The sequence below is a fragment of the Mucilaginibacter sp. RCC_168 genome, from assembly GCF_041355315.1.
In the GTDB taxonomy this organism is placed as follows: Bacteria; Bacteroidota; Bacteroidia; order Sphingobacteriales; family Sphingobacteriaceae; genus Mucilaginibacter.
The window spans coordinates 41,068-65,810 of the sequence record NZ_JBFUPN010000024.1 but is presented as its reverse complement, the minus strand read 5'-3'; the positions used below and the strand labels follow the sequence as shown (position 1 = coordinate 65,810).

Annotated in this window: 21 protein-coding genes; 14 read left to right on the top strand and 7 right to left on the bottom strand. The window is 43.8% G+C overall.

The genetic code is table 11. The annotated features are described in order from the left end of the window. Nucleotides 1-150: 150 nt before the first annotated feature. Nucleotides 151-1,323, top strand: a complete 1,173-nt coding sequence (locus AB6735_RS21775) for an aminotransferase class V-fold PLP-dependent enzyme (protein WP_370998182.1) — start codon at nt 151-153, stop codon at nt 1,321-1,323. Between the two features lie 579 nt (nt 1,324-1,902). On the opposite strand, the gene AB6735_RS21770 is transcribed toward AB6735_RS21775, so the two are convergent. After that, nucleotides 1,903-2,223, bottom strand: a complete 321-nt coding sequence (locus tag AB6735_RS21770; RefSeq protein ID WP_370998181.1) for a hypothetical protein — start codon at nt 2,221-2,223, stop codon at nt 1,903-1,905. 266 nt (nt 2,224-2,489) lie between these two features. Between AB6735_RS21770 and AB6735_RS21765 the strand changes: the two genes are divergently transcribed. Beyond that, nucleotides 2,490-5,327: a TolB family protein gene (locus tag AB6735_RS21765; RefSeq protein WP_370998180.1), complete on the top strand. Its 2,838-nt coding sequence runs from the start codon at nt 2,490-2,492 to the stop codon at nt 5,325-5,327. A 530-nt stretch (nt 5,328-5,857) separates the two neighbouring features. On the opposite strand, the gene AB6735_RS21760 is transcribed toward AB6735_RS21765, so the two are convergent. The 5 genes from AB6735_RS21760 to AB6735_RS21740 all read right to left on the bottom strand — a co-directional run bounded on the left by AB6735_RS21760 (nt 5,858) and on the right by AB6735_RS21740 (nt 9,807). Next, nucleotides 5,858-6,622, bottom strand: coding sequence for a hypothetical protein (locus AB6735_RS21760; protein ID WP_370998179.1), 765 nt, complete (start codon nt 6,620-6,622; stop codon nt 5,858-5,860). Between the two features lie 166 nt (nt 6,623-6,788). Beyond that, on the bottom strand, nt 6,789-7,235 hold the full coding sequence (locus tag AB6735_RS21755) for a hypothetical protein (protein WP_370998178.1): 447 nt from the start codon (nt 7,233-7,235) through the stop codon (nt 6,789-6,791). Between the two features lie 91 nt (nt 7,236-7,326). Then, the gene (locus AB6735_RS21750; RefSeq protein WP_370998177.1) at nt 7,327-8,079 is read right to left on the bottom strand and encodes a copper homeostasis protein CutC; all 753 of its coding nucleotides are present in this window, start codon (nt 8,077-8,079) and stop codon (nt 7,327-7,329) included. Nucleotides 8,080-8,219: 140 nt separating this feature from the next. Continuing rightward, a complete protein-coding gene (locus tag AB6735_RS21745) occupies nt 8,220-9,227 on the bottom strand; it encodes a N(4)-(beta-N-acetylglucosaminyl)-L-asparaginase (protein ID WP_370998176.1) in 1,008 nt (335 codons plus the stop codon). Nucleotides 9,228-9,390: 163 nt separating this feature from the next. Next, a complete protein-coding gene (locus AB6735_RS21740) occupies nt 9,391-9,807 on the bottom strand; it encodes a DUF2007 domain-containing protein (protein WP_370998175.1) in 417 nt (138 codons plus the stop codon). Between the two features lie 155 nt (nt 9,808-9,962). Here AB6735_RS21740 and AB6735_RS21735 point away from each other — a divergent pair, with 155 nt between their 5' ends. From AB6735_RS21735 to AB6735_RS21720, 4 genes are all read left to right on the top strand, one after another. Then, a complete protein-coding gene (locus AB6735_RS21735; RefSeq protein ID WP_370998174.1) occupies nt 9,963-10,910 on the top strand; it encodes a helix-turn-helix transcriptional regulator in 948 nt (315 codons plus the stop codon). 218 nt (nt 10,911-11,128) lie between these two features. Then, the gene (locus tag AB6735_RS21730; RefSeq protein WP_370998173.1) at nt 11,129-11,650 is read left to right on the top strand and encodes an EVE domain-containing protein; all 522 of its coding nucleotides are present in this window, start codon (nt 11,129-11,131) and stop codon (nt 11,648-11,650) included. Nucleotides 11,651-11,747: 97 nt separating this feature from the next. Next, complete coding sequence (locus AB6735_RS21725; RefSeq protein WP_370998172.1) at nt 11,748-12,170, top strand: SRPBCC family protein; 423 nt, start codon at nt 11,748-11,750, stop codon at nt 12,168-12,170. 79 nt (nt 12,171-12,249) lie between these two features. After that, nucleotides 12,250-12,720, top strand: coding sequence for a GyrI-like domain-containing protein (locus tag AB6735_RS21720; RefSeq protein WP_370998171.1), 471 nt, complete (start codon nt 12,250-12,252; stop codon nt 12,718-12,720). Between the two features lie 177 nt (nt 12,721-12,897). On the opposite strand, the gene AB6735_RS21715 is transcribed toward AB6735_RS21720, so the two are convergent. Beyond that, nucleotides 12,898-14,232 (bottom strand): dihydroorotase, encoded by a 1,335-nt coding sequence (locus AB6735_RS21715; RefSeq protein WP_370998170.1) that lies wholly within the window; start codon nt 14,230-14,232, stop codon nt 12,898-12,900. A gap of 448 nt (nt 14,233-14,680) precedes the next feature. Between AB6735_RS21715 and AB6735_RS21710 the strand changes: the two genes are divergently transcribed. The 8 genes from AB6735_RS21710 (at nt 14,681) to AB6735_RS21675 (ending at nt 24,741) form a co-directional block, all read left to right on the top strand. Next, entirely contained in the window at nt 14,681-16,027 is a 1,347-nt protein-coding gene (locus AB6735_RS21710) for a DEAD/DEAH box helicase (RefSeq protein WP_370998169.1), read from the top strand. A 111-nt stretch (nt 16,028-16,138) separates the two neighbouring features. Next, a complete protein-coding gene (locus AB6735_RS21705; RefSeq protein ID WP_370998168.1) occupies nt 16,139-16,405 on the top strand; it encodes a hypothetical protein in 267 nt (88 codons plus the stop codon). A 328-nt stretch (nt 16,406-16,733) separates the two neighbouring features. Then, the gene (gldC, locus tag AB6735_RS21700; protein ID WP_370998167.1) at nt 16,734-17,063 is read left to right on the top strand and encodes a gliding motility protein GldC; all 330 of its coding nucleotides are present in this window, start codon (nt 16,734-16,736) and stop codon (nt 17,061-17,063) included. A gap of 172 nt (nt 17,064-17,235) precedes the next feature. Then, complete coding sequence (locus AB6735_RS21695) at nt 17,236-17,676, top strand: hypothetical protein (RefSeq protein ID WP_370998166.1); 441 nt, start codon at nt 17,236-17,238, stop codon at nt 17,674-17,676. A gap of 260 nt (nt 17,677-17,936) precedes the next feature. Further along, nucleotides 17,937-21,386: a response regulator gene (locus tag AB6735_RS21690; protein WP_370998165.1), complete on the top strand. Its 3,450-nt coding sequence runs from the start codon at nt 17,937-17,939 to the stop codon at nt 21,384-21,386. 1 nt (nt 21,387) lies between these two features. Further along, the gene (locus tag AB6735_RS21685; protein ID WP_370998164.1) at nt 21,388-22,212 is read left to right on the top strand and encodes a protein-glutamate O-methyltransferase CheR; all 825 of its coding nucleotides are present in this window, start codon (nt 21,388-21,390) and stop codon (nt 22,210-22,212) included. Then, on the top strand, nt 22,202-22,792 hold the full coding sequence (locus tag AB6735_RS21680; protein WP_370998163.1) for a chemotaxis protein CheB: 591 nt from the start codon (nt 22,202-22,204) through the stop codon (nt 22,790-22,792). Before AB6735_RS21685 ends, AB6735_RS21680 begins: the two co-directional genes overlap by 11 nt. A gap of 20 nt (nt 22,793-22,812) precedes the next feature. After that, the gene (locus tag AB6735_RS21675; RefSeq protein WP_370998162.1) at nt 22,813-24,741 is read left to right on the top strand and encodes a response regulator; all 1,929 of its coding nucleotides are present in this window, start codon (nt 22,813-22,815) and stop codon (nt 24,739-24,741) included. Nucleotides 24,742-24,743 lie beyond the last annotated feature (2 nt).

Sequence of the window (24,743 nt, the reverse complement as noted above, 5' to 3'; positions counted from 1 at the left end):
CAAATATAACGAAAATTCTGGAGGATGACAAGGCTTTTCTCTTGACGTGGTATTGGTTCATAGCTGATGATACCCATTGCTAAATATGATGAACAAAAACTTAAATGTCACAATCTGGTTTGTATTATCTGGGATTTAAATCAATCTACCATGGATTTGCAGATAATACGTAATCAAACAGCAGGATGCGAAGAAGCAATACATTTTAATAATGCCGGTGCTGCGCTCATGCCTAAACCGGTTGCCAGCGCCATCAGGGATTACATTACGGCGGAGGAACTACACGGCGGGTATGAAACCGCAGATCGTAAGAGGGAAGAGCTTGATCTTTTTTATCAATATGGCGCCCGGCTGCTCAATTGCGAAAGCCGCAATATAGCATTTACCACCAATGCCACCGAAAGTTACAACAAGGCCCTTTCCTCCATTCCGTTTAAAACCGGTGATGTTATTTTGATTACAGCAAATGATTATCCCTCTAATTACATAGCGTTTATCTCTCTCCAAAAAAGGTTTGGTATTAAATTAGTGCGCGTTGAAAATACCGAAACCGGCGAAATTGATCTGGCCGACCTGGAGGAGAAGATCCGTAAATATTCCCCCCGGTTACTTTCTGTCACGCATATACCCACAAGTTCAGGATTAGTGCAACCTGTAGCCGAAATTGGGTTGATCACCCGGAAATATAATACACTTTATTTATTGGATGCCTGTCAGTCGCTTGGGCAATTGAAAGTAGACGCCTCGTTAATTGGGGCCGATTTTATTAGCGGAACCTTCAGGAAATTTCTGCGAGGGCCAAGGGGCGCCGGTATTTTATATGTATCGGATAAAGCATTGGAGGCCGGCTTTGAACCTTTATTTATTGATTTGCATGGAGCCACCTGGGTTGAGGAAAATAAGTACATACCGAGAAATGATGCGAGGCGTTTTGAAGATTGGGAAAAAGGCTACGCGCTGATGATGGGCAGTAATGCCGCATTAAAGTATCTGCACGAAATTGGTATTGACCAAATTGAATCAAGAAATGAAATACTGATGAACAAGTTACGTTCAGACCTTTCAAAAATTAATTTTGTTAAGCTGCAGGACAGAGGACAAAAACAATGCTGTATACTGACTTTTAGCTGCGATAACCGTTCGGAAAGTGAAACTAAAAAGTACTTTTCTGAAAATAATATTCACATATACACTACCCCTAAAGCAAATGCAATTATCGATTTTACGGAAAAAAAATTGGATTGGGTAGTTCGGGTTTCGCCTCATTATTATAATACCGAAAGCGAAATTGAAAGGTTCATTCAGGTAGTTGGAAATTTATAATACGGAAATTTCAACGTTATGGATGACAAAACTTCTCTCCATGCGAAGAACCTCGGGCCCTTTTTAGGAGAACCTCAGGAGACGGAATTATTATTTTATAAGGTCGAACATAAAGTAACTCGGAGTAATGGCGGCTAATTTACCACCAGTTTCATCTGAAAGCGTACCATGTACAAAACCGTAACACATTGTTCCAGAGCCAGTGGTAGTCATTGAATTTATCACGGTCTGAGATACGTCGAAAACGGGACCTCCACTATATCCCCCTACACTAGGGTTTTCTAAAAGGAGAAACTCACACATCGTTTTAGAATCGGCCCTTTGCATAGTAATAAACCCACTTGATGCATATGTGCGATATGTTAGAGGAGAAAAACGCCTATCAACCCCTATACCCAAAGGAAAGCCGATTACGGTTAGTTGAATGTCTCTCGACACTGCTTTTAAAGAATCTTTACTGATATAGTTAGTAGGTAAAAACTTCCCCTGGAGGAGTCCACTATTAGCTATAGATCTCTTAGGGGAGAGTTTCAATACAGCTAAATCGGCTCGCTTGTGGAACCGCCATATTGGTTTACCTCACTGTATCAAGTCGAGTAAATAAATTTTCATTGGTACATCATTGCTGCCTCCAATAATTATGTAAGAAGAAAAGTCCATAGATTTAGCAACATGAGCTGCAGTAACGATATATGCATCCTGTTCGTTAAGGACAAACAGGCCTGTGCCAGATATGCTGGTATTTATTACGGCTCCTTTGCTATTTATAATAGTTGTGTCTTTGCGAAGATCCATTACGCATCTTACCAATGTATCTCTGCTTATAATCCCACCAGAAATTTGTGCTTCAATATTGGTATATACCAAAAAGGTTAGGCAATAGCTTAAAATAAATTTCATGTCTGTGATGGGATTAGTTAATGCTAAATATAAAGAATTAAATAGGATGAGTAGGAGATTCATAGTAGCAAAGTAGAAGGGAAGAGATGAAGTGGCTGGCCTATGGTTAGTGTCCTACCCCTCTTTCCGCCGAAGGCGAAGAACCTCACCCCAGCCCTCTCCAAAGGAGAGGACTTTACGCAGCATGTTTAGCTCCCTCTCCTTTGGAGAGGGCTGGGGTGAGGCTGTTGTTTAAATTACAAATTGTGCTTACTTTGAGCCAACCTATGAGAAATTACCCCGCCATTAAAAAAGCCTTATACAAACTATTACTGCCTGCTTTATTATTTACTGTTACCGTGGCCCAGGCGCAGGAGTTTGGGGGCAATCCGCCTTCGATAAAATGGAAGCAGGTAAATACGCCGGCGGCACGTATCATTTTTCCGGCGGGAATGGATTCGGCAGGGTTGAGGGTGGCGAATATCATACAGCAAATGAACGGACTTATTAAGCCTACCATTGGCTTTAAGCAAAAACAGGTGAGTATTGTGCTGCAAAACCAAACTACCATTGCCAATGGCTATGTGGGTTTGGCGCCTTTCCGCAGCGAATTTTTTTTAACGCCCGAGCAAAACAGTTTTGACATTGGCAGCCTGCCCTGGCCGCAGCAGCTGGCCATTCACGAGTTTAGGCACGTGCAGCAGTATAATAATTTTAATGTAGGTGTTTCGCACGTGCTGCATTTCCTTTTTGGTGAAGGCGGGCAGGCCCTGGGTAACGACCTGAGCGTACCGAACTGGTTTTTTGAAGGCGATGCCGTATTTAACGAAACTCACGTAAGCGGGCAGGGCCGCGGGCGGCTTCCCTGGTTTTTTAACGGCTACAGGGCCCTGTGGGCGGCTGATCGCGACTATAGCTTTATGAAGCTGCGCAATGGATCATACGTTGATTTTACGCCCGATCATTATCCGCTGGGCTATATGCTGGTTTCCTACGGGCGCGAAAAGTATGGCGATAACCTCTGGAAAAATGTAACGCATGATGCCGCGGCTTTTAAGGGCGGCTTTTATCCTTTTCAGCGGGCCATCAATAAATACACCGGTACCGATTTTAAAACATTTACTAATAACGTGTTCGATCATTTCAAAGAGCAGTTTAAGGATGATGAAAAGCTACCTGCGGCTAAAACCAAACACTTTGATGCCGACCGTGAGTATCCTGCCTATATAAACGATAGTACGCTTATTTATATGAAAAGCTCGTATGATCATATTCCGGCCTTTGTGATCCGCACCGGCAACCGGGAGTGCAAGATCAGCACCCGCTCATCATCGTTGGATAATTACTTTAATTACCATGACGGTAAGGTGGTTTATGCCAGTTATCGCCCAGACGCGCGCTGGGGTTACCGCAATTACAGCGAGCTGATGATACTGGATATAGCCAGCGGCAAGGAGCACCGTATCACCCAAAAAACAAAATATTTTTCGCCGGCCTTTAGCGCCGATGGTAAACGTATCGTGGTGGCGCAGGTGGCTACTTCAGGGGCAAGTGAGCTGCATCTGTTAAATACTGATGGCCAACTGATCAAAGTATTACCTAATCCGCAGAAGCTTTTTTATACCTACCCGCAATTTTATGGCGATGACAGGCTGATAGCCGCGGTACGTGATCCGCAGGGTAAAATGACGCTGGCGCTGATCGATATCGCCACAGGCAACGCTAAATACCTGGTCCCTTTTAGCTATCGTCCCATTGGTTTCACTACCGTTAAAAATGACGATGTATATTTTACCCAGACCGAGGATGTGAACGATCGCCTGTTTGTGCTGAAACTGAAGGATAACCAGTGCTTTGAATTACTGCCCACCGGTCATGATACGGGTATAGGTCATTACCAACCCGCTGTGGCCGACAATAAACTGGCCTGGGTTGGTTTTACCGCTTTTGGCTACCAGATCAATGAAGTAAATAAAAAAGACCTGAAATGGATAGATGCCGGTCCGCAGTATGTACGGCATTTGCCAAACATGGGTATCAGCGCGCTGAGCCGAGATTCGTCAGCCGACATGCTGACCGAAGTAGTGGATAAGCCCCTGCCGGTTGTGCCTTATTCCAAAGGACACGGTTTATTTAATTTCCATAGCATTATCCCCAACATCAGCGATCCGAACTACTCTTTTGCTATTACCGGCGAAAACGTGCTGAATACTTTCCAGTCGCAGATCTCATTTGATTATAACCGCAACGAAGGCTACAAGCAGTTTGGCTTTGAGGCGATCTATGGCGCTTTGTACCCCTATATATCTGCCGGGGTTGATTATACGCTTGATCGCCGCCAGTTTTACAAAGGTAACTACGTGTACTGGAACGAAACATCCATACATGGCGGGCTCGAAGTACCGCTTAACTTTAGCGCAGGCAAGCACTCTACCTGGCTAACCTTTGGCAGCGATCTGTACTATAACCAAACGCGTTTTCAGCAGGGTAATGCAGTAAGATTTAAGGACAGGGATTATGCCTATCTTAACAATTATATATCCTTTAGCAACCAGGGCTTGGTGGCTAAACAGAATATATATCCTATGCTGGCGCAAAGCATCAGCCTAAATTATAAGGCCGGCGTATCTGGTGGGGCTGCCACCCAATTGCTGGCGCAAGGTTCGTTCTATTTCCCTGGACTGGCTACCAATCATAGTTTCGTAGTCAATATAGCGCATCAGCAAAAAGGCAAGAATAACGTGATCGGTTTCTCGAACGATTTCCCCTTCAGCAAAGGCTACACCGCCGAAAGCCTGGACGATATGAATAAGGTGGGTCTCAACTATCATTTCCCCTTTGCTTATCCCGACGCTGGTTTTGGTAACATCGTTTACCTGCTGCGTTTACGCGGACAGCTGTTTTTTGACTATACCCGGGCCACTTCCGATAACTTTTTTACCAATGGCGCCAGCTTTAAACAAAACTTCCGGTCGACTGGGGCAGCCGTGTTTTTTGATACCAAGTTCTTTAATCAGAACAGCATCTCGTTCGGTATCAGGTACAGTAGGTTGTTGGATGAGGATTTTTTTGGCGGTACTGGCCGGAATAGGATAGAGTTGGTATTGCCGGTGACGTTTTTTTAATTAGTGAATTAGTGATTATGCCAGCCGCACCCCTCCCGTGGGGCTACTGTGTGGACACATCTTTTCAATGCACTAATAGTTAAAAAAAGCTGCTCCAGAGGAGCAAAATGTCGGTAGCAATAATAAAAGTTAACCTCTTTTAGTGCCATAGGTACTACACTAACCGACTTAGGGTCTATTAATGCACTATTATTTGCCCCACGAAGTTAAAAAGTGACGTACCTACGGCACGTAAAAATTTCTTTTGATCCTTCTTCTACCGACATTCAGCCCCTACAGGGCACATTAAAAGATGTGTCCACACAGTAGCCCGTGGGGAGGGATTGAAATTTTATTCATACGTCTACTTGGGCTCGTTTGTAACGAGTGCTTAACATGGGTTTGCGTTTAAAACGCAATGGCGATGCAATCGCTTAATCACAATAAGCACTCGTTACAAACGAGCGCAAGGGGGTGGCGATGATCTAAATGTGATTATAAGAAAGGCGCTAAACGAATATGTTGAAACGTAACAACAAATAAATATCTGCTTAATCATTAAATACGCTTAGAAAACATCCACGGCATTCCAGCAGGGCTGATTTTCGCCTGTTTAAGTACGCTATTATCTTCTTGTCGTTGATTGATATTTTAGCATGGGCTTTTTGGAGTAGTTTAAAACCAAGCACACCATAAGCCTGCCTTTCGCAAGAAATACTTACCAACATTGACCGAAGTTCGTTTATCCGTTTTTGTTTTACTAACTGCTCAATGTTTTTATATTCATTTGTTTTGTCAGCAGCCTCTCCACAAAAAAGAGCATACACCTCGGCAGTATTTAATTCATTTTTTAAATCATCAATGGTTTTTGTCGACCCATAAAATGCATTTCTTAATTTAAGATATTTTATGGCCTGTAGCGTATCAATTTTAGGATGATTTGTACGTTTGTTATAGTTATCCTCTTTATCACTTAAAAATGGGGCAGGACCATATAAAACCGAAGCAAAGCAAAGGGTATCATGATGAGTGAGTAGGTTTAAATGATAGGAATATTGCCCGTTAAGGGTAATGTTTATGCGTTGTTGGGTATAGCCAAAATCAACATCCCGGTCAAATTCTATTTTTATGCTGCTGTTGCTGGGTTCGCGGGTTTTTACAATGCTGTCAATCCTGGTATAAAACTGTTTGTAGGATGTTTCTTTATTGGCGACAGCTTCGAATTTGCGATAGAAAGATGTATAAATGTTAGACTGGCTAAAGGCTTCGGAAAAAGCCATTAGCATCAGCAGGATAAATATTAGTCTTTTATACATCGGTTGTTAACTATGTTGTCTTCTCGTCAAGCGACGGCTGTGCTTAGGCCCCGGTTCTGTGAATCAAGTATATCGAATTTTTACATCGGCCGGAGGCCGGGTAATAGCTGACAACCGGCTGGGGCCGGGCGATGGCAGGGGTTCTTTGCTGTGAGGGTTGATATAATTAAGGCTTATTTATCTGTTTATCAAATTCCGCATTTCCATTTAATTGTATCTTAAATGCGCGGTCATCTCCCGCATTCCATTCTTTTATATGTTCTAATTCCTCATTTGTAGGATTATAAAATTCAAAAAAGTTTTTACTCGGCGAAATCGTTTTTACGCCAGTAAATTTAAGTCTTTCTGTCAGATCATTTCCATTATAGTCACAGGGAGCAAAACTTAGCGTATTTAAATCTTTAACATGAATATAAACCATTCGCAAAGAGTCGTTAAATTTAATATCTTCTATTTTGTCAGCCTTCAAATCCGGGTCCTGGATTACACCAATAAAATACCAGCCGATTCTATCAGGATTTACAAAGATCTTTACCTTTTTAACATCTGGATCCAGGGTACAATTACTAAAAAAGACTAAAGTCGCCAATATCATCGTTGTCATTTTTTTCATTGTTCTTACTATTGAAATAACAGGCTCTCCAGCCGAGCGACTGCTGTTTTTTAAATCTTAATTCTTGACTCTAACCTCTTGATTCTATCCCTCAGCTATTAGCCAACTCAACCAGCTTCCTAACCCTATCAACACTGGTTAGGTCGATGCTGTATTCATCGCCGGGCTCGTTGCTCATCAGGATATGATCATTTTTGTATTGCATTTTGCTTTGTACGCTGGTGCGGGCCGATGAATGTACTTCGGTTACGCCGGTAAAATGTACCAGGTCGGCCACGTTGGCTTCGCTTACGCCGCTGCCCGGCATAATGCTGATGCGGCCCGCGGCTTTTTGCACCAGGTGATTGATCACGGTAGCGCCTTCCATAGCAGTGCTTTTGCCGCCCGAGGTCAGGATGCGCTCGCAGCCCATTTCGATGATCTCTTCCAGCGCTTTGTCCTGGTTGGCGCACATATCAAACGCGCGGTGAAAGGTAACACCCAGTCCCCATTGGCGGGCCAGGCGTGCCATTTCCAGGCAGCGCCCGGTATCAATGGAACCATCGGGGTTCAACATACCTATCACCACTCCATCACAACCAGCATCGATACAATACCGGATATCGGCCATCATGATCTTGTATTCCAGATCGGAATATAGAAAATCACCACCACGCGGACGGATCAGTACATATAATTTAATGTGCAGTAAGCTGCGGGCCATTAGTATTTGCCCGTGCGAGGGAGTAGTGCCACCTTCTTTTAAATTTTCGCACAATTCCACCCGTACGGCCCCACCTTCCTGGGCTGCCAGTGCCGATGTTACCGAATTGGCGCAAACTTCAAGATTAACGGGTTTAATCATAGTTGGTTAAGATTATCGTTAGTCGTTAGTTTATTAGTTCATTGGCTCATTAGTTCAGTCGTTCATTAGTAAACATTATATAATTAGCAAGCCCTCTGCTAAGACCAATAAACTAATGAACCAGTGAACTAATGAACCAATTAATAAAAGCTTTTGCCCTTAATGAGCAGATCCTGCTGCTGCGCGTTGCAAACCGCGAAGGAAAAGCCGCTTTGTATAGCATAAGCGCCATATTCGCCTTTTTTGTTGATGGCTAAAAAGCCTACCTGGATCTGTTTGGCGGTTTCAGGTTTCTTTTTGATGATACGACGAACAGCTTCCTTGCAGGCATCCTCGGGTGAATAACCCTGGCGCATCAACTCAACCACCAAAAAGCTGCCCACATTGCGGATCACCTCTTCGCCCACACCGGTTGATGTGGCGCCGCCTACTTCATTATCCACATATAAACCGGCGCCAATGATAGGACTATCACCTACACGGCCATGCAATTTAAAGGCCATGCCACTGGTGGTGCAACCGCCGGATATATTGCCTTTGGCATCAATAGCCAGCATGCCGATGGTATCGTGGTTATATTTATTTCCTGGCTTCTGACCGTTTTCAATATTCATTACCGGGGCATATTTGGCTGTTTTAAGCCATTCTTTCCAAAGCTTTTCAGACTCTGGTGTCAACAGTTTTTCTTTTTTCATGCCCTGTTCAACCGCAAACTGGGTGGCGCCTTCTCCTACGAGCATCACATGCGGGGTTTTTTCCATCACCAGTCGGGCTACCGAAATAGGGTGGGCAATGTTTTCCATAGCAGCTACCGAGCCGCAGTTGCCATTCTCGTCCATAATACAGGAATCGAGCGTAACATGACCATCACGGTCGGGCAGGCCTGTACGACCAACAGTATGACTGCTGATATCTTCTGCTTCGGGTATGCGTGCACCAGCTTCAATGGCATCCAGCGCGCGGCCACCGGTTGAGAGTACCTTCCAGGCGCCTTTATTGGCAATGATGCCAAAATCCCAGGTGGATATGACGATGGGCAAAGTAGTGTCGGTAGTTGACGAAATAGCTTTGGCTACAGCAGAGTTGGATAATGCGGCAAGCGAAGCGCCCGCGGCTGATATTTTGATGAACTTACGGCGGTTATACATGCTGCTAATATATAAAAAACTTAGGTACGTGTTTACCGGAGCGAGTGTGAGTGTGAGAGCGGGTTGCAGAGATGGGGTGTGTAAAGAGCGAGAGGCTGAATTTCAGATTATAACCCTCACATCACTCCCGCACCCGCACTTGATCATCGCACCCACTCCAACTTTACTCAAAATCCTGCGAACAGTTAAAACAATGCCAGGCTTTGGTATTGTAAAACGGGAAAACAGCCGAAAGAAAAGTCGAGAACTTACCCGGATCTGCCGGACCGATATTGGTAGAGGCGCAAAAAGGACAGATGATCACATTATTGGTTTCCTCATCAATTTCTATATGGTCCTGCTCGTGTAAATCGCCCTCGGTGGCCAGTATTTCGCGGCTGCGCTCCAGGTCGCGTTCAAATATTTTGAGTTTAACACCTCCAACAGCCTGGTTATATAGCGGATTGGCACCGATGGTATTTTCGTCGGCAATAAAGCAGGGTATGCCATTATCTTCCAGCTTGGTGCGCATAATATGTGCCAGCATTACATCATAATAGGTTTCCAGGGTTATGATCTTATCTTCAATAGGGTTGGCCATTTGTAATTTGGGATTTCGGATGTTCGATTTGGGATTTGTTTTTATTTTGGATTTTGAATGTTCGATTAAGTATGAATTTTCTAAATCCGAAATCGAACATCCGAAATCCGAAATAATTCATCAAAGGTAGTTTGTTTTTTGCTTAATTTGAAGTTATGAACCGCATCGACCGTATTTCGGCAATTTTGATACAGCTCCAATCGCGCAGGGTAGTAAAAGCTTCTGACATTGCCGAGCGTTTTAATATCAGCTTGCGTACGGTTTACCGCGATGTAAAAACGCTGGAAGAAGCAGGCATCCCTCTTATGGGCGAGGCCGGTGTAGGCTATTCGATCATGGACGGCTACCGTTTACCCCCGGTAATGTTTACCCGCGAGGAAGCCACCGCCTTTTTAACCGCCGAAAAGTTTGTGGAAAAAATGACGGATACCAGTACCATGAAACATCATCAGTCGGCCATGTATAAGGTGCGGGCCATCCTTAAGACTGCCGAAAAGGATATCCTGGAAAATCTTGACGGCAGTATTGAGGTGTTGAAAAACAGGTATCATAAGCCGGCAGCCAATACCGACCACATCCAGACCATACTGGACAGTATCGCCCAAAAAAAACTGTTAACGCTTGATTATTTTGCCGCGCACAGCCAGGAGGCAACCAAAAGAGATGTAGAGCCGGTTGGTATTTTTTTTGCGGATGGTTACTGGCATTTAATAGCCTTTTGCCGTTTACGTAACGATTACCGAGACTTTAGGATAGATAGGATGCGCAAGGCGGTAATAGCCGATGCTTCTTACAACCACAGCAAGCATCCTACCCTTAAAGCTTATATTGAACAAACCGCCAAAGAAAAGCAGCTGGAAACGGTACTGATCCGGGTGGATAAAGAGATAGCCCGTCATTTGGATTACCAGAAATATTACAGCGGCTTTGTGTCCGACAAAGTGGTGGGCAATAAGATCGAGATGACTTTCTTGACGCGATCTATAGAAGGCTTTGCCCGCTGGTTTATGATGTATGGTGATTGTGCCGAAATTGTGAAACCCCAGGAACTCATTGATCAGGTTAAAACCATAGCCGCGGCCATCGTTCAAAAAAATAATTAAACGTTACTTCTTCCTGCTGACATAAGGTTGTCATTCCCCCGTATTTACTTTGCTTAACCATTACAAAGTCTTTAGTCGAAAGTCTGAAGTTCTGAGTCAGAAAACAAATTTGACTCATGACTTTACGACTTAGTACTCATGACTTTATGGTAGTGTTTTTGTGACTTTTTACAAGAAGCATAAAATCACTAACTCACTAAATCATTAATTCACTAATTATGAAGTACTGGATAACCGTAGCATCAAAAGATCATATAGCCCGTGGCATAGCCGGCGGCTTTATGCAGGCCAATCATGGTAAACAGTCTGCTCTAAAAAAAGTGCATGCAGGCGATTGGATGCTTTTTTATTCGCCAAAACAAAGTATGAACGGTACTGAACCTTGCAAAGCCTTTACCGCCATTGGACAGGCCGTTGGCGAGGAGATCTATCAGCATAAAATGACAGAGGATTTTATACCCTGGCGCCGCAACATCCAATTTTACGAAAGTACCGAAGCTCCTATTGTTCCGCTGGTTGATGAACTCGACTTTATTATCAACAAAAAATCATGGGGTTACCCTTTCCGTTTTGGCTTCCTGGAAATAGGCGAAAAGGATTTTGAACTGATCAAAAAACAAATGATAACAGGGGTGCCTCACCCTGTCTTCTCCAAAGGAGAGGGTTCAAAAGGACACGAACCAAGTAAAGTCCTCTCCTTTGGAGAGGATTTAGGTGAGGCCATTATAAACCATAAATAAACTGCATTATGAAACCATCATGAGCTAAAGTTCAGCAATCTGAATGAGTAAACCGGCTCATGATAGCTTCATTACCTTTAAAAAACAAATTACTTAAATGAAAAATCTAACATTAACCACCGAATTAAAATTTAAAGCGCCTGCAGCTAAAGTTTGGCAAGGCCTAACTGATCCAGAAATGGTAAAAGTCTACTTTTTTGGTACCAAATTGGAGTCGACATGGAGGGTAGGGGAGCCTATTTCTTTCAGCGGCGAATGGGAGGGCAAAGCTTATCACGATCATGGTACCATACTGGAGATCGACCCAGGCAAATATGTAAAGTATAATTACTGGAGCAGCATGGCCGGCACCGAAGATAAGCCCGAAAACTATGCCAACATTACCTACAGTTTGAGCGAAAGTAATGGTGTAACTACGCTCATCATTACCCAGGATAATATCAAAGATGAGGCTGCCAAAGAGCATTCAGAACAAAACTGGCACGGCGTTTTTGACAGATTGAGAAAAATGATCGAGTAATTATTGTATTAAATAAATAATTCATATAAGTGTTATAAAAAATTGATATAAAATTAATTATATATCAATATAACAAATAGTGATAACTTCAATTATGGATAAGATAGATGTAATAGGGTTCTTTTTGTTAGGGATCTCCACACGTACCACCAACCAGAACGGGCAGGCGGCTAAAGATATCGGCGACCTCTGGTGCCGCTTTATGGACGATAACATTTTACCGCAGATCGAAAACAGGGTAAGCGATGAAGTGCATTGCATTTACACCGATTATGAAACAGACCATACCGGGCCGTATACCGCTGTGTTGGGCTGCAAAGTAAATTCACTGGATAACATTCCGGAAGGTCTGGTTAGTTTGGCAGTAGCGCACGGCACTTATGTGAAATTTACGGCCAAAAGCTGGCTGCCTGACCGGGTGGCCGAAACCTGGCAATACATCTGGAACAGTAATCTTAACCGCAAATACACCGCCGATTTTGATGTATATGGCTGCAGTGGCTGCAACCCGGAAGATGCCCGGGTAGAGATCTATGTAGCGGTGGAGTAGGTTACCGATACTTAACCCATCATGTCATTGCAAGCGAAGCGTGGCAATCTCGTAGCTATTCTTATCCATGAGAACGCGAGGGGATTGCCACGCTTCGCTCGTATTATAGGTTATATGACGTGCTTTTGAGGTTATTCCCTCTCCAGAAAATTCTGTATTTTAAAAATATGAATTTTATTAATGATTAAAATTCAAACGCTTGCCGGCTTTACCTTCAGTTAAACTTCCGTGAGCGTAGGCTATATTACCTGATACCAAAGTATAGGCGATTTGTGAGCGGAAGGTGGTTCCTTCAAAAGGGCTCCAACCGCAGTGGTATAAGATATTGCTTTTGTTCACGTTCCAGGGTTTATTCAAATTCACCAGCACCAGGTCGGCCCAGTAGCCTTCGCGAATGTAGCCGCGCTTGTCTATCCGGAAAAGGGTGGCTACGTTATGTGCCATTTTTTCGACTATCTGTTCAAGCGTTATTTTGCCGTGGTGATATAGCTCCAGCATAGCCGGTAAGGCATGTTGAACCAACGGTCCGCCTGATGGCGCCTGCAGGTAAGGCTGCTCCTTTTCTTCCAGTGTATGCGGGGCATGATCGGTAGCGATCACATCGATGCGGCCATCCAGCACAGCCTGTAAAACAGCTTCGCGGTCCTGTGCGGTTTTTACGGCCGGATTCCACTTTATAAAATTGCCTTTGGTTTCGTAATCAGCATCACTGAACCACAGGTGATGTACGCAGGCCTCGGCGGTAATGCGCTTGTCCTGCAATGGGATCTTATTGGTAAAAAGGTGCGTTTCCAGCGCGGTAGATATGTGCAGGATATGCAGCCTGGTATTATGCTTTTTGGCCAGTTCCACTGCTAAGGACGATGACAGGTAGCATGCCTCGGCGCTCCTGATCTTGGGGTGCAGCTTCACCGGCAGGTTATCGCCCAGCAGCTGTTTGTAATGGTTTAGGTTGCTTTTGATGGTGGCCTCGTCCTCACAATGCACGGCTATCAGCATGGGCGACTGCGCAAACAGGTTATCCAGCGTACGGGGATTATCTACCAGCATATTCCCGGTTGATGAGCCCATGAATACTTTTACACCGCAAACGTTGGCTGCATCGGTACGCAGCACTTCTTCCAGGTTATCGTTTGATGCACCCATGAAAAAGGAGTAGTTAGCCAGGGAGTTGCGTGATGCTATCTCATATTTATCTTCCAGTAATTGTTGTGTTAAAGTGTTAGGTACGGTGTTAGGCATTTCCATGAACGAGGTAATACCACCGGCCACAGCAGCGCGCGATTCGGAATGGATATTGGCCTTGTGCGTTAAGCCTGGCTCGCGAAAGTGCACCTGGTCGTCAATACAGCCGGGCAGCAGGTGCAGGCCCTCGGCGTTGATCACCTCATCGGCAGGGCTATCAATGTTTGAATCTATCCGTTCAATAAAACCATCTTTTACCAGGATATCAGTTACATATTGCCTGCCTTCGTTTACTACTGTTGCTGATTTGATGAGGATTGTTGACATGTTTTATATTTCGGATTTGGGATGTTCGAATTCGGATTTATTTATTTCCAAAAAGGCTACGCTGTTTCGGATTTATTGTGGGGCAAATTTAGGATATAAATGTGAAAGTTGATTTGAGATGAAATTGGATTGTATGTAGTACAATCTACTCACCCGGTTATCGCTATGCTCGCCGGTCTTGTCTTCAGTTTCTGCTCCTTCTCTCCATGCGTCATTGCGAACGTAGTGTGGCAATCCCCGACTTACAGAGTCGCTCTGCATATCGGGGATTGCCACGTCTTTCCTCCTCCTATGACGTCCGTGGATAGTTTCTTGCCCTCTTTGCACCGGAGAGAGGGGCGCCCAGCGAAGCGCCGGCGGGGTGAGTCTATCGCCGCCAGACGTCCCCCAATCTCACATCTCATATCTCACGTCTCAAATCTATTTCCAAAAAACCTATCTTTGCGCCATGGCTGTAACTTTTGAAGAATTTAATTTTAACCGGCAAATATTGAACGCGATAGCTGATGCCGGTTATACCGAAGCTACGCCCATACAGCAAAAGGCCATCCCCCCGATACTGAACGGGCAGGATGTGATGGGTATTGCGCAAACCGGCACCGGCAAAACGGCGGCCTATGTGTTGCCCATCCTCATGAAGCTCAAATATGCCCAGGGCGAAAATCCGCGGGCGCTGATCATTTCGCCAACGCGCGAACTGGCCATGCAGATTGAAGAGAACGTAAAAACATTTGCCGCCAATACCGATTTGCGTGTGGTGGTGCTTTATGGTGGATTGGGACCTAAAACACAAATAGAGCAGATCAATAAAGGGGTTGATATTATTGTAGCCACCCCCGGCCGCTTTATGGATGTTTACCTGGCCGGGCACATCGTAACCAAAACCCTGCAGGTGCTGGTATTGGATGAAGCCGATAAAATGATGGACATGGGCTTTATGCCCCAGATAAACCGCATACTGGAAGTGGTGCCGGTGAAAAGACAAAACCTGCTTTTTTCGGCTACCATGAGCGATAAGATCCACGAACTGTCCAATAACTTCCTGGAGTATCCAACCATAATTGAGGTAACACCGCAGGCTACCCCGGCGCAAACGGTAAACCAGCATTTATACCATGTGCCCAATAACAAAACCAAGATCAACCTGCTCAAAAAGCTGCTTGACCTGGAAGGTGACATCACCAAGCTCATCATATTCTGCAAAACCCGTATCGCTGCCGAAGACGTGTACAAGTTTTTACTACGCAAATATGGCGAAAACGGTGTTCGGGTGCTACATGCCAATAAAGGGCAAAATACCCGCATCAACTCCATCAATTCGTTTAAGAACGATGAGGTGAAAATTCTGGTAGCAACCGATGTGGCATCGCGCGGTATTGATGTGAGTGATGTAAGCCATGTGATCAACTTTGATGTACCGGTGGTAATTGAAGATTATGTGCACCGCATTGGGCGTACAGGCAGGGCTTTGCAATCTGGTGAGGCTATTACCTTTTGCGGTCCGGCAGAGGAGTATTATTTAAAAAAGATCGAAAAACTCATCAAACAAAGCATTCCTGTATCGGCCATACCCGATGATGTGTTTGTTGAGGAAACCGGTTACGATGAAAGGCAGGAGCAGAACAAGGAGATCGACATGCAGAAACGCAAGGAAGATCCCGATTTCAAAGGCGCCTTTCACGAAAAGAAAACCCTTAACCAGCGCAAAAAGTTCGATGCCACCAGAGACAAGGCCCGTTATGGTAAAGTAGGTAAAAAAAATCCGAACAGTAAATCATCCAGAAAAAAACGATAATGCAAATGTGCAGATATGCAGATTTCAGATGTGCAGATGAAGCCATTAAAAGATTTTTCGCCTACTAATAAAAAAACACTAATTCAATAAATCACTAATTCACTAATTAAATTGAAGCTTCGCATCACCCCTTTAAATTTCGCTACTACTTTTTTTATTGTGGCGGCGGTTTATATCTGGATCTATGGCGCCCACATCGCGGGAAGGCCGCTGGAAACCTGGAGCACTACCATTGGCTGGATATTTTTACTGTTTGCGGCGGTGGTGTTTTTTCTGGACCTGATATTCCGTAACTTTTTTGCCGAGCTAAAAAAACTATGGATAATAGAACTGTGTTTTATAGCCCTGGTAGCCGTTATATTTTTATTGGTTAAATAATTGATAATCCAAAGAGGGGTGTCATGCTGAGCTCCGTCGAAGGGTAGAGCGCAGAGGCCCTCCCTCCATGCTTCGACGGAGCTCAGCATGACACCCGTTTTTGAATAAAGCCACTAAGATGGACAATTATTTGATGAAGAGAGGCCAGGCAAAGGTTAAATAATTACAAACCCATTATATGCCCTTTGTTTAAAATTTAAGATACTTGCGACCTCAAATAGTTATTTATAAAAACATTAATCAATACCCCCTCCCTGTGTGATTTTTTTTACAGAGGAGGATAAAAATCACTAATTCACTAACTCAATAATTCACTAATTATTTTCGGATGAAAACTGCTGAAATAAAGCTGACTATAAGCCTTGATGATAACAATGTACCAGAAAGCATCCTGTGGGAATCGACAGATTCGCAAAACAAAGAGGCGCTGCCTGTAAAATCAATGATGCTGGCCCTGTGGGATCAAAGCTACAAAAATACCCTGCGTATTGACCTGTGGACAAAGGATATGCCCGTTGATGAAATGAAACGCTTTTTTTATGAAACCCTGCAAACCATGGGCGACAGCTTTTTACGCGCCACCGGCGAAAAAAACATCGTAGAAGACCTGCGCGACTATTGCGCCCACTTTGCCGATAAAATGGAAATAAAACAATAATTTAGTGAGTGGTGAATTGGTGAGTAGTGAGTGGTGAATAGTGAGAGAAAAGTGTAAAATGCTATCTCCACTAAAGTTGATAACCATTCACTACTTTACTATATAATGCCTTATTCACCACTTACTATATACAATTGCTTATTCACTACTCACCAATTCACCACTCACCAACATGCGTATCAGTTCTATTTTATCGTTTCTGGGTTTTGTGCTGCTTTTTGCGGGTACCTATTGCCCTTTGCTGCGGCCGCTTGGCTTGTTTAACTGGAATGTTTATCAGCTTAACCAACCGTATGGTTTGGTGCTGGCGTTGGTAGCTGTAGTTGGCGTTGCCGCGTCGTTTTTAAACCAGCCAAAAATTATAAAGGCAGCTTCCTGGATGGCCCTGGCTTTGGTGATACTTCTGTTACTGGCTTCTATATTTAAAGTGCAAACCGCCTTTAGTTTTATCCCTTTTAAAAAACTCGATGCCTACTTAACCCGGCATGTGCGGTTTAAATGGGGCTGGTATGTGCTGTTCTCGGGAGTAATATTGGCCATTGCAGGCGCGTTAAGCAGCAAACCTAAAACATACATTAAACCAGCACAGGCAGCCGAAGATGCGGGGAATTAGAATCAAGAACCAAGAGTCAAGAATCAAGAATCAAGAAAAGCAATAATCTTGGCTCCCGGTTTTCATTTAAGTTAGTGAAGACGTATTTAAGCAACCGGCGTTTTTAGTCTCGACTCTTGATTCTTAACTCTTGGTTCTACTATCAAGGCTCTTGATTATGAATCCCCTCAATTAACTATTCCTTAAATGTTTATTGTCCTTTTAAATAGTAAAAAGGTTTTTTTTTTTAAACATATTTGTAATATAAACAAAAGGTCTGAATGTTAAAGTTTTCTTTCCGCCAGCAGGTTTTAGCCGGCTTTGTAGTATCCATTATTCTGGTTTTAGTAGTTGGGGTGTTATCATACAACAGCATCCATCAGTTTGAGGAGGATAATAAATGGGTTGACCATACCCAGAAAGTTATCCGCACATCAACAAATTTGTTGCAGTTGATGATAGATGCCGAAACCGGTATGCGTGGATACAGTGCCACAGGTAATAAAAAATTCCTCGAGCCATATAATGACGCGTTGCCCAGGGTCGACGGCGATCTGCAGGAATTAAAGAGAATGGTTACAGATAACCCTACCCAGGTTAAGCGGGTCGATTCCTTAGTGTCATCAGTATCTGAACAGCTTCGTATTTTAAAAGAAAATATTGAAGCACGTGAAAGCAAGGGACTTGATTACATGGTGCAAAACCAGATGTTTACCAATGGGAAAGCGAGCATGGATGAGATACGCCAGCTCAATACCCACATTATTGATGCGGAAAATAGTTTATTGGCTGCACGTAAACTCAGTTCAGAAACGGCTTCCACTACCGCTATCCGGGTTATTGTGGGTGGTTCATTTATATTCCTGGTCATTATCCTGATATTATTCTTTTACATACAACGCACTTTTGATCGGCAGAAAAAAATCGAGGCCGAAATTAAGGTGACCAATACCGAGTTGGGTAAAGTATTGGCCGAAAACGAAGCCAAAAACTGGCTGCTTACCGGCACCGGGCAGCTAAACGAAAAAATGCAGGGCCAGCAAAGCGAAAAGGAACTATCCGGAAATATACTCACCGAAGTTTGTACTTATACCAAGGCCGCCGCGGGCACGCTATACCTGTACAACGAAACACATCATCGCCTGGAGTTATACGCTTCGTACGCATTTCACAATCCTGAGTTTATTAAGAAAAATATTCAGTTAGCCGAAGGATGGCTTGGGCAGGTAGCTGCGGATCAAAAAGCCGCGGTTGTTAAAGGCAAGCTGAATGAAAAGTTCGACCTCGAATCGTCGCTGATCAAAGAAACTTTAACCGAAAACTTTATTGTCCCTTTCTTTTTTGATAAAAAATTAAAAGGCGTACTGGAAGTAGCTTACGCCGGCGAGCTAACACCCAACAATAACGATTACATAGTGGCAATAGCTAATGATATAGGTATTGCCGTAAATACAGCCCAGGCGCGCACCATTATGCATGACCTGTTTGAAGAAACCCAGCAACAAGCCGAAGAGCTGGAAGCACAACAGGAAGAAATGCGTGTTACCAACGAAGAGTTGGTGAACAAAACAGAAATGTTGCAGGCATCGGAAGAGGAGTTGCGCGTGCAGCAGGAGGAGCTACGCACCATTAATGCCGAACTGGAAGAAAAGGCCAGCCTGCTGGAAGAAAAGAACGAAGCTATTGAACAGGCCCGCGCCGCCATCAACCTTAAAGTTGACGAGCTGGAAGTAACGGGTAAGTATAAATCGGAGTTTTTGGCCAATATGAGCCATGAGCTTCGCACACCGCTGAATAGCATCCTGGTATTGGCCCGGATATTAAAAGATAACAAACCGGCCAATCTTTCCGAAGACCAGGTAAAATATGCCAGCGTAATATTTAACGCTGGTAACGATCTGCTTACGCTGATCAACGATATCCTCGACCTGTCGAAAATTGAGTCGGGCAAACTGGATATGCAAAATGAGGATATCAAAGTATCCGATATTTTGAACGATATGGAAATGCTGTTTGCCGAGGTGGCCAGCAACAAAAAGATCAACTACAGCACCCACCTTGCCAAAAGCTTGCCGAAAACCATATTTACCGATAAGGTACGTGTAGAACAGGTGATCAAGAACCTGCTTTCCAACGCGTTTAAATTTACTCCCGAAAACGGCTCTATAACTATTACTGCAAAGCCGGATGCAAAAGAAGGTACGGTAAGCTTTGCCATTAAAGATTCGGGTATCGGTATTCCCGTCGAAAAGCAGCGTATCATATTTGAGGCATTCCAACAGGCCGACGGCTCAACCAGTCGTAAGTATGGCGGTACGGGTTTAGGCCTCTCAATAAGTCGCGAACTGGCCATGCTGCTTGGCGGCAGCATCAGTCTGAGCAGTGAACAGGGGGTAGGCAGCGAATTTGTGCTCACCATACCATTGAAGGCTATACAGGTGGCGCCTCATGAAGAAGAGATATTACCAACGGCGCAAACCTTTAAAACCGAGAGCCCGGTTTTAGCTCAAGTAGCCAAAACAGCTATTGACAGCGGCCGCGAACCATTAGTAGTGATTGTGGAAGATGATAAGAACTTTGCCCACATACTGCAGGATTATGCCCGCGATCATGGCTATAAATCAGTGATGGTTCATGAGGGAACTGCAGCTGTTGAAACCGTGAAAGAACATATGCCCGATGCTGTGATATTGGATATTATGCTGCCAGGCAAAGATGGCTGGCAGATATTGAAGGAATTGAAGAACAACGAGGCAACCATGCACATACCCGTGCATTTGATGTCGGCGGGTGATGCCGCCGCAAACCGGGTACGGCGTGAAGGTGCTATCAGCTTCCTGAAAAAGCCAATCAGTACCGAAACACTGGATAAGCTTTTTGCCGATATCATGCTGCAGAGCGGCACCAAATTCAAACAGATATTATTGGTTGAAGATCATAAGGCCCAAAGCCAAGCGCTGAAAGATATGATGCAGGGCCAGGGTATTACGGTCGACCAGGCATTTGATGGCGAATCGGCCTTCAGGATGCTGCATGAAAACGAATACCAATGCGTGATCCTGGATCTCAACCTGCCTGATATTTCCGGGCTCGACCTGCTGGACAAGATCAAGGAGGTGGATCGTTTCGCGTCGCTCCCGGTAATTGTGAACACGGCCATGGAGCTCGACAAGGCATCGGTTAACCGCCTCATGCAATATGCCAACGCCATGGTGGTAAAAACCAACAAATCGGCCGACAGGCTAATCGATGAAGTAAACCTGTTCCTGAACAAGATCAGCGAATCAAACAGCGCCCAGTATGATCAGCAGCCTGCGTTTACTAAAATAAAACTACCTTCGAAAGGTAAAAGTGCCCTGAAAGGGAAAAAGGTGCTTATTGTGGACGATGATATGCGCAATATTTTCGCGTTGAGCAGTGCCCTGCAAAGTTATGACCTGGTAGTGGAGATAGCCAATGATGGCGAAGAAGCCATTGCCAAGCTGGAGGAAGTACCTGACATTAACATTGTACTGATGGACATCATGATGCCTAAGATGGATGGGTATGAAGCCACCAGGTATATACGCAAGCAAAACAAATGGGCCAAGCTGCCTGTAATAGCTTTAACCGCAAAAGCAATGAAAGACGACCGGGAAAAGTGTATAGCTGCCGGCGCTAATGATTATATTACCAAACCGGTTGATATGGACAGGCTTATTTCATTGATGCAGTTGTGGTTGGAGAGTTGATATGAGTGATATTGCTATAACATCAACCCAGATAACCGAATTGATTGACCTGGTGAAAAGGGTGCACGGATTTGATTTTTCGGGTTATACCAAAGCCTCGTTAAAAAGGCGGGTGGTGAGGATTATGCAATTGAAAAAGATGGAGTTTTATGATCTGAAACACACTCTGGTTAATGATCAGCATTTTTTTCAGTATTTCTTAGAAGAAATTACGGTGAACGTTACCGAAATGTTTCGTGATCCGTCGTTTTATAAAGCGCTTAATTTGCAGGTAATGCCTTATCTGTCAACCTACCAGCATGCCAAAATATGGTGTGCGGGCTGTTCTACAGGCGAAGAGGTTTATTCCCTGGCCATATTACTGCGCGAGGCAGGGCTCAGCAAAAAATCATTCATTTACGGTACCGATATCAATACCGAAGTATTGAGGGAAGCCCGTAAGGGAATATATAGTTTACGCAACATAAAAAGCTATGCAGAAAATTATCAGTTTACGGGCTTAACCGGCTCTATATCAGATAATTTTACTATTTTGTATGATGCGGCGTCGGTGCATAATGAGCTGAAGCAGAATACCCTGTTTTCGGTACATAATTTAGTATCTGACGATGTTTTTAACGAGTTTCAGTTGATCAGCTGTCGCAATGTGTTTATTTATTTTGAAACAGAGCTGCAGGAACGGATACTGGAATTGTTTTATAAAAGTTTGTGTCCCTTAGGTTATTTATGTTTAGGCAGTAAAGAAACCATACGGTCAGAAACTTTTAAGCGAAAGTTCAAGGTGATCAATCAAAAGGAAAATATTTATCAAAAAATTGGGACCTGATAAAAATTTACTCGAACGCTGGCGTACGACCGAGTTATTATTGCTGGGTGGTTCTGCGGGGTCGTTTAAACTTTTGTTCCAGATGGTAAAACTGCTTCCGGCCGATCTTGGTAAAACGGTGATCATTGTTATCCACCGTAAGCGGAATTTTTTTAGCGAAATAGCGAAACTTTTTGCCGAGAACAGCCGTATGTCACTCCGGGAAATTGAAGATAAAGACGTTCTTGAAAAAAATACGATCTACATAGCACCGGCCAATTATCACACCCTCATAGAAAAAGGCAGGTATTTTAGTTTGGATGTATCCGAGGCGGTTTGGTATTCCAAGCCATCCATTGATGTAACTTTTGAAAGCGCTGCTGAGGTTTATAAAGATCGTTGCATGGCTATTTTATTATCGGGTGCCAATCAGGATGGCGCCGAAGGGATGCTGAAATTAAAAAACAGCGGGGCCGTTACCATAGCCCAGCATCCGGAAGATGCTGAAATGGATGAAATGCCTGCATCGGCCATAAACAATGGGGCAGCCGGATATATATTACGTACAGATGAGATATTTAAACTTTTACATACCCAGTAATTCACTTACATTAGCATTAAATGAGTCCCGTTAATATTCTTATTGTTGATGACAGAGAAGAAAATATTGTTGCGCTTGAAGCATTATTAAAGCGTGATGATATTCGCATATTCTCTACAACATCGCCTAATGAGGCCCTGAAAATTGCCTGGGACACGCATATTGCTATTGCCCTTATTGATGTGCAGATGCCCGAGATGGATGGCTTTGAGCTGGTTGAAATGCTCAAATCAAATCCGCGTACACGGGATATCATGGTGATATTTGTGACCGCTATATCTAAAGAGGCTAAGTACGCTGTAAAAGGTTTGGGTACTGGTGCTATTGATTATTTATATAAACCGCTTGATCCTTATATTACATCGGCCAAGGTTGATTCATTTGTGCACCTGGCACGCAGCCAGGCCGAGATCAGGTTAAAGAACGAAGAGCTGCAGAACTTTGCCATCGTTGTAAAAAACTCTGCCGATATTATTTGTTCGGTTGATGCGCAAAATCTCCGCATCAGTAATATTAACCCCGCGGTTGAAACCATCATGGGTTTTAAATCGGCCGAGTTGCTGGGTAAAAGTATTATTGATCTGTCGGTTGAAAATCAAAAAACGCTGTTTCGTAAAAAACTGGGAGAGATCATCAAAGACAACCTCAATTTTGCCGTTTTTGAATTGCAGTTTGAAACCTTTGATAAGCGGGTAATATGGGTAGAATGCCGTGCATCTTATCACAATAAAACCATCTTTTTAAACATTAGCGATATCTCTCCGCAAAAAAGTTACCAGGAACAGCTGATCAAGTCAAAAGAAAATGCGGAGTACAGCAAAAAGGTAAAAGAAACCTTCTTGGCCAATATGAGCCACGAATTGCGTACGCCGGTTAACGGTATTATTGGCATAACCGACCTGCTGCTTCGTACCGAACTAAATGAGCAGCAAAAGAACATGCTTAATTTATTGGAAACGTCGTCAAAATCGTTGTTAGGCGTTATCAACGATGTGCTGGACATCTCCAAAATAGAAGCCGGCAAGTTTAATATTGTACGTACCCCCAATAATATACGTGAGCTTATCCAGGCAGCGTTTGACCTGCTTAAATTCAGGGCCGATGAAAGCAATATCGAATTTATACTGGAGATAGAAAACAATGTGCCGTCGGATCTCATGGTTGATTCCCTCCGCCTGAACCAGATCTTGATGAACCTGCTGAGCAATGCCATTAAATTTACCGAAAGGGGCTATGTTAAACTAAAGGTATCGGTATTGCAAAAACATAACGATAAGGTTAAATTAAAATACAGCGTTGAAGATTCTGGCATCGGGATCCCGGCCGACAGGCTCAGCAAAATTTTTGAATCATTTGAACAGGCCGAAGAAGACACCGTAAGCAAATATGGCGGTACCGGGCTTGGGCTAACTATAGTAAAAAAACTGGCCGAGTTAAAAGGCGGGGAGCTTACCTTGAGCAGTCAGATAGGTAAAGGGAGTACTTTTAATTTTATAAACTGGCATACTATAGCAGCAAAACCCGTTGAAAAAATGAACAGTAAACCCGATAAGGTATTGAACCCTTTTAACAATGTTACTGTTTTGGTGGCCGAGGATAATATGGTGAACCAGTTCATGCTATCGAAAATGCTCAAAGACTGGAATGTGGAAGTTGAAATGGTTGATAACGGCCGTAAGCTGATCGAAAAACTGAAAACCAAAAAATACGACCTTATTTTAATGGATACGCACATGCCCGAAATGAACGGCTATGAAACGGCCCGCACCATACGGGTTGATTTTGAAGAACCCAAAAGAAGCATCCCTATTATATCCCTTTCCGCATCTTCATTTGGGCACGAGCAGGAACAGGCTATTACCTCTGGTATGAATGATGTATTGGCAAAACCTTTTCAGCCGTATCAACTACATGAAAAAATGAGTCAGTTGTTAAAGGAGGTGGTATAATC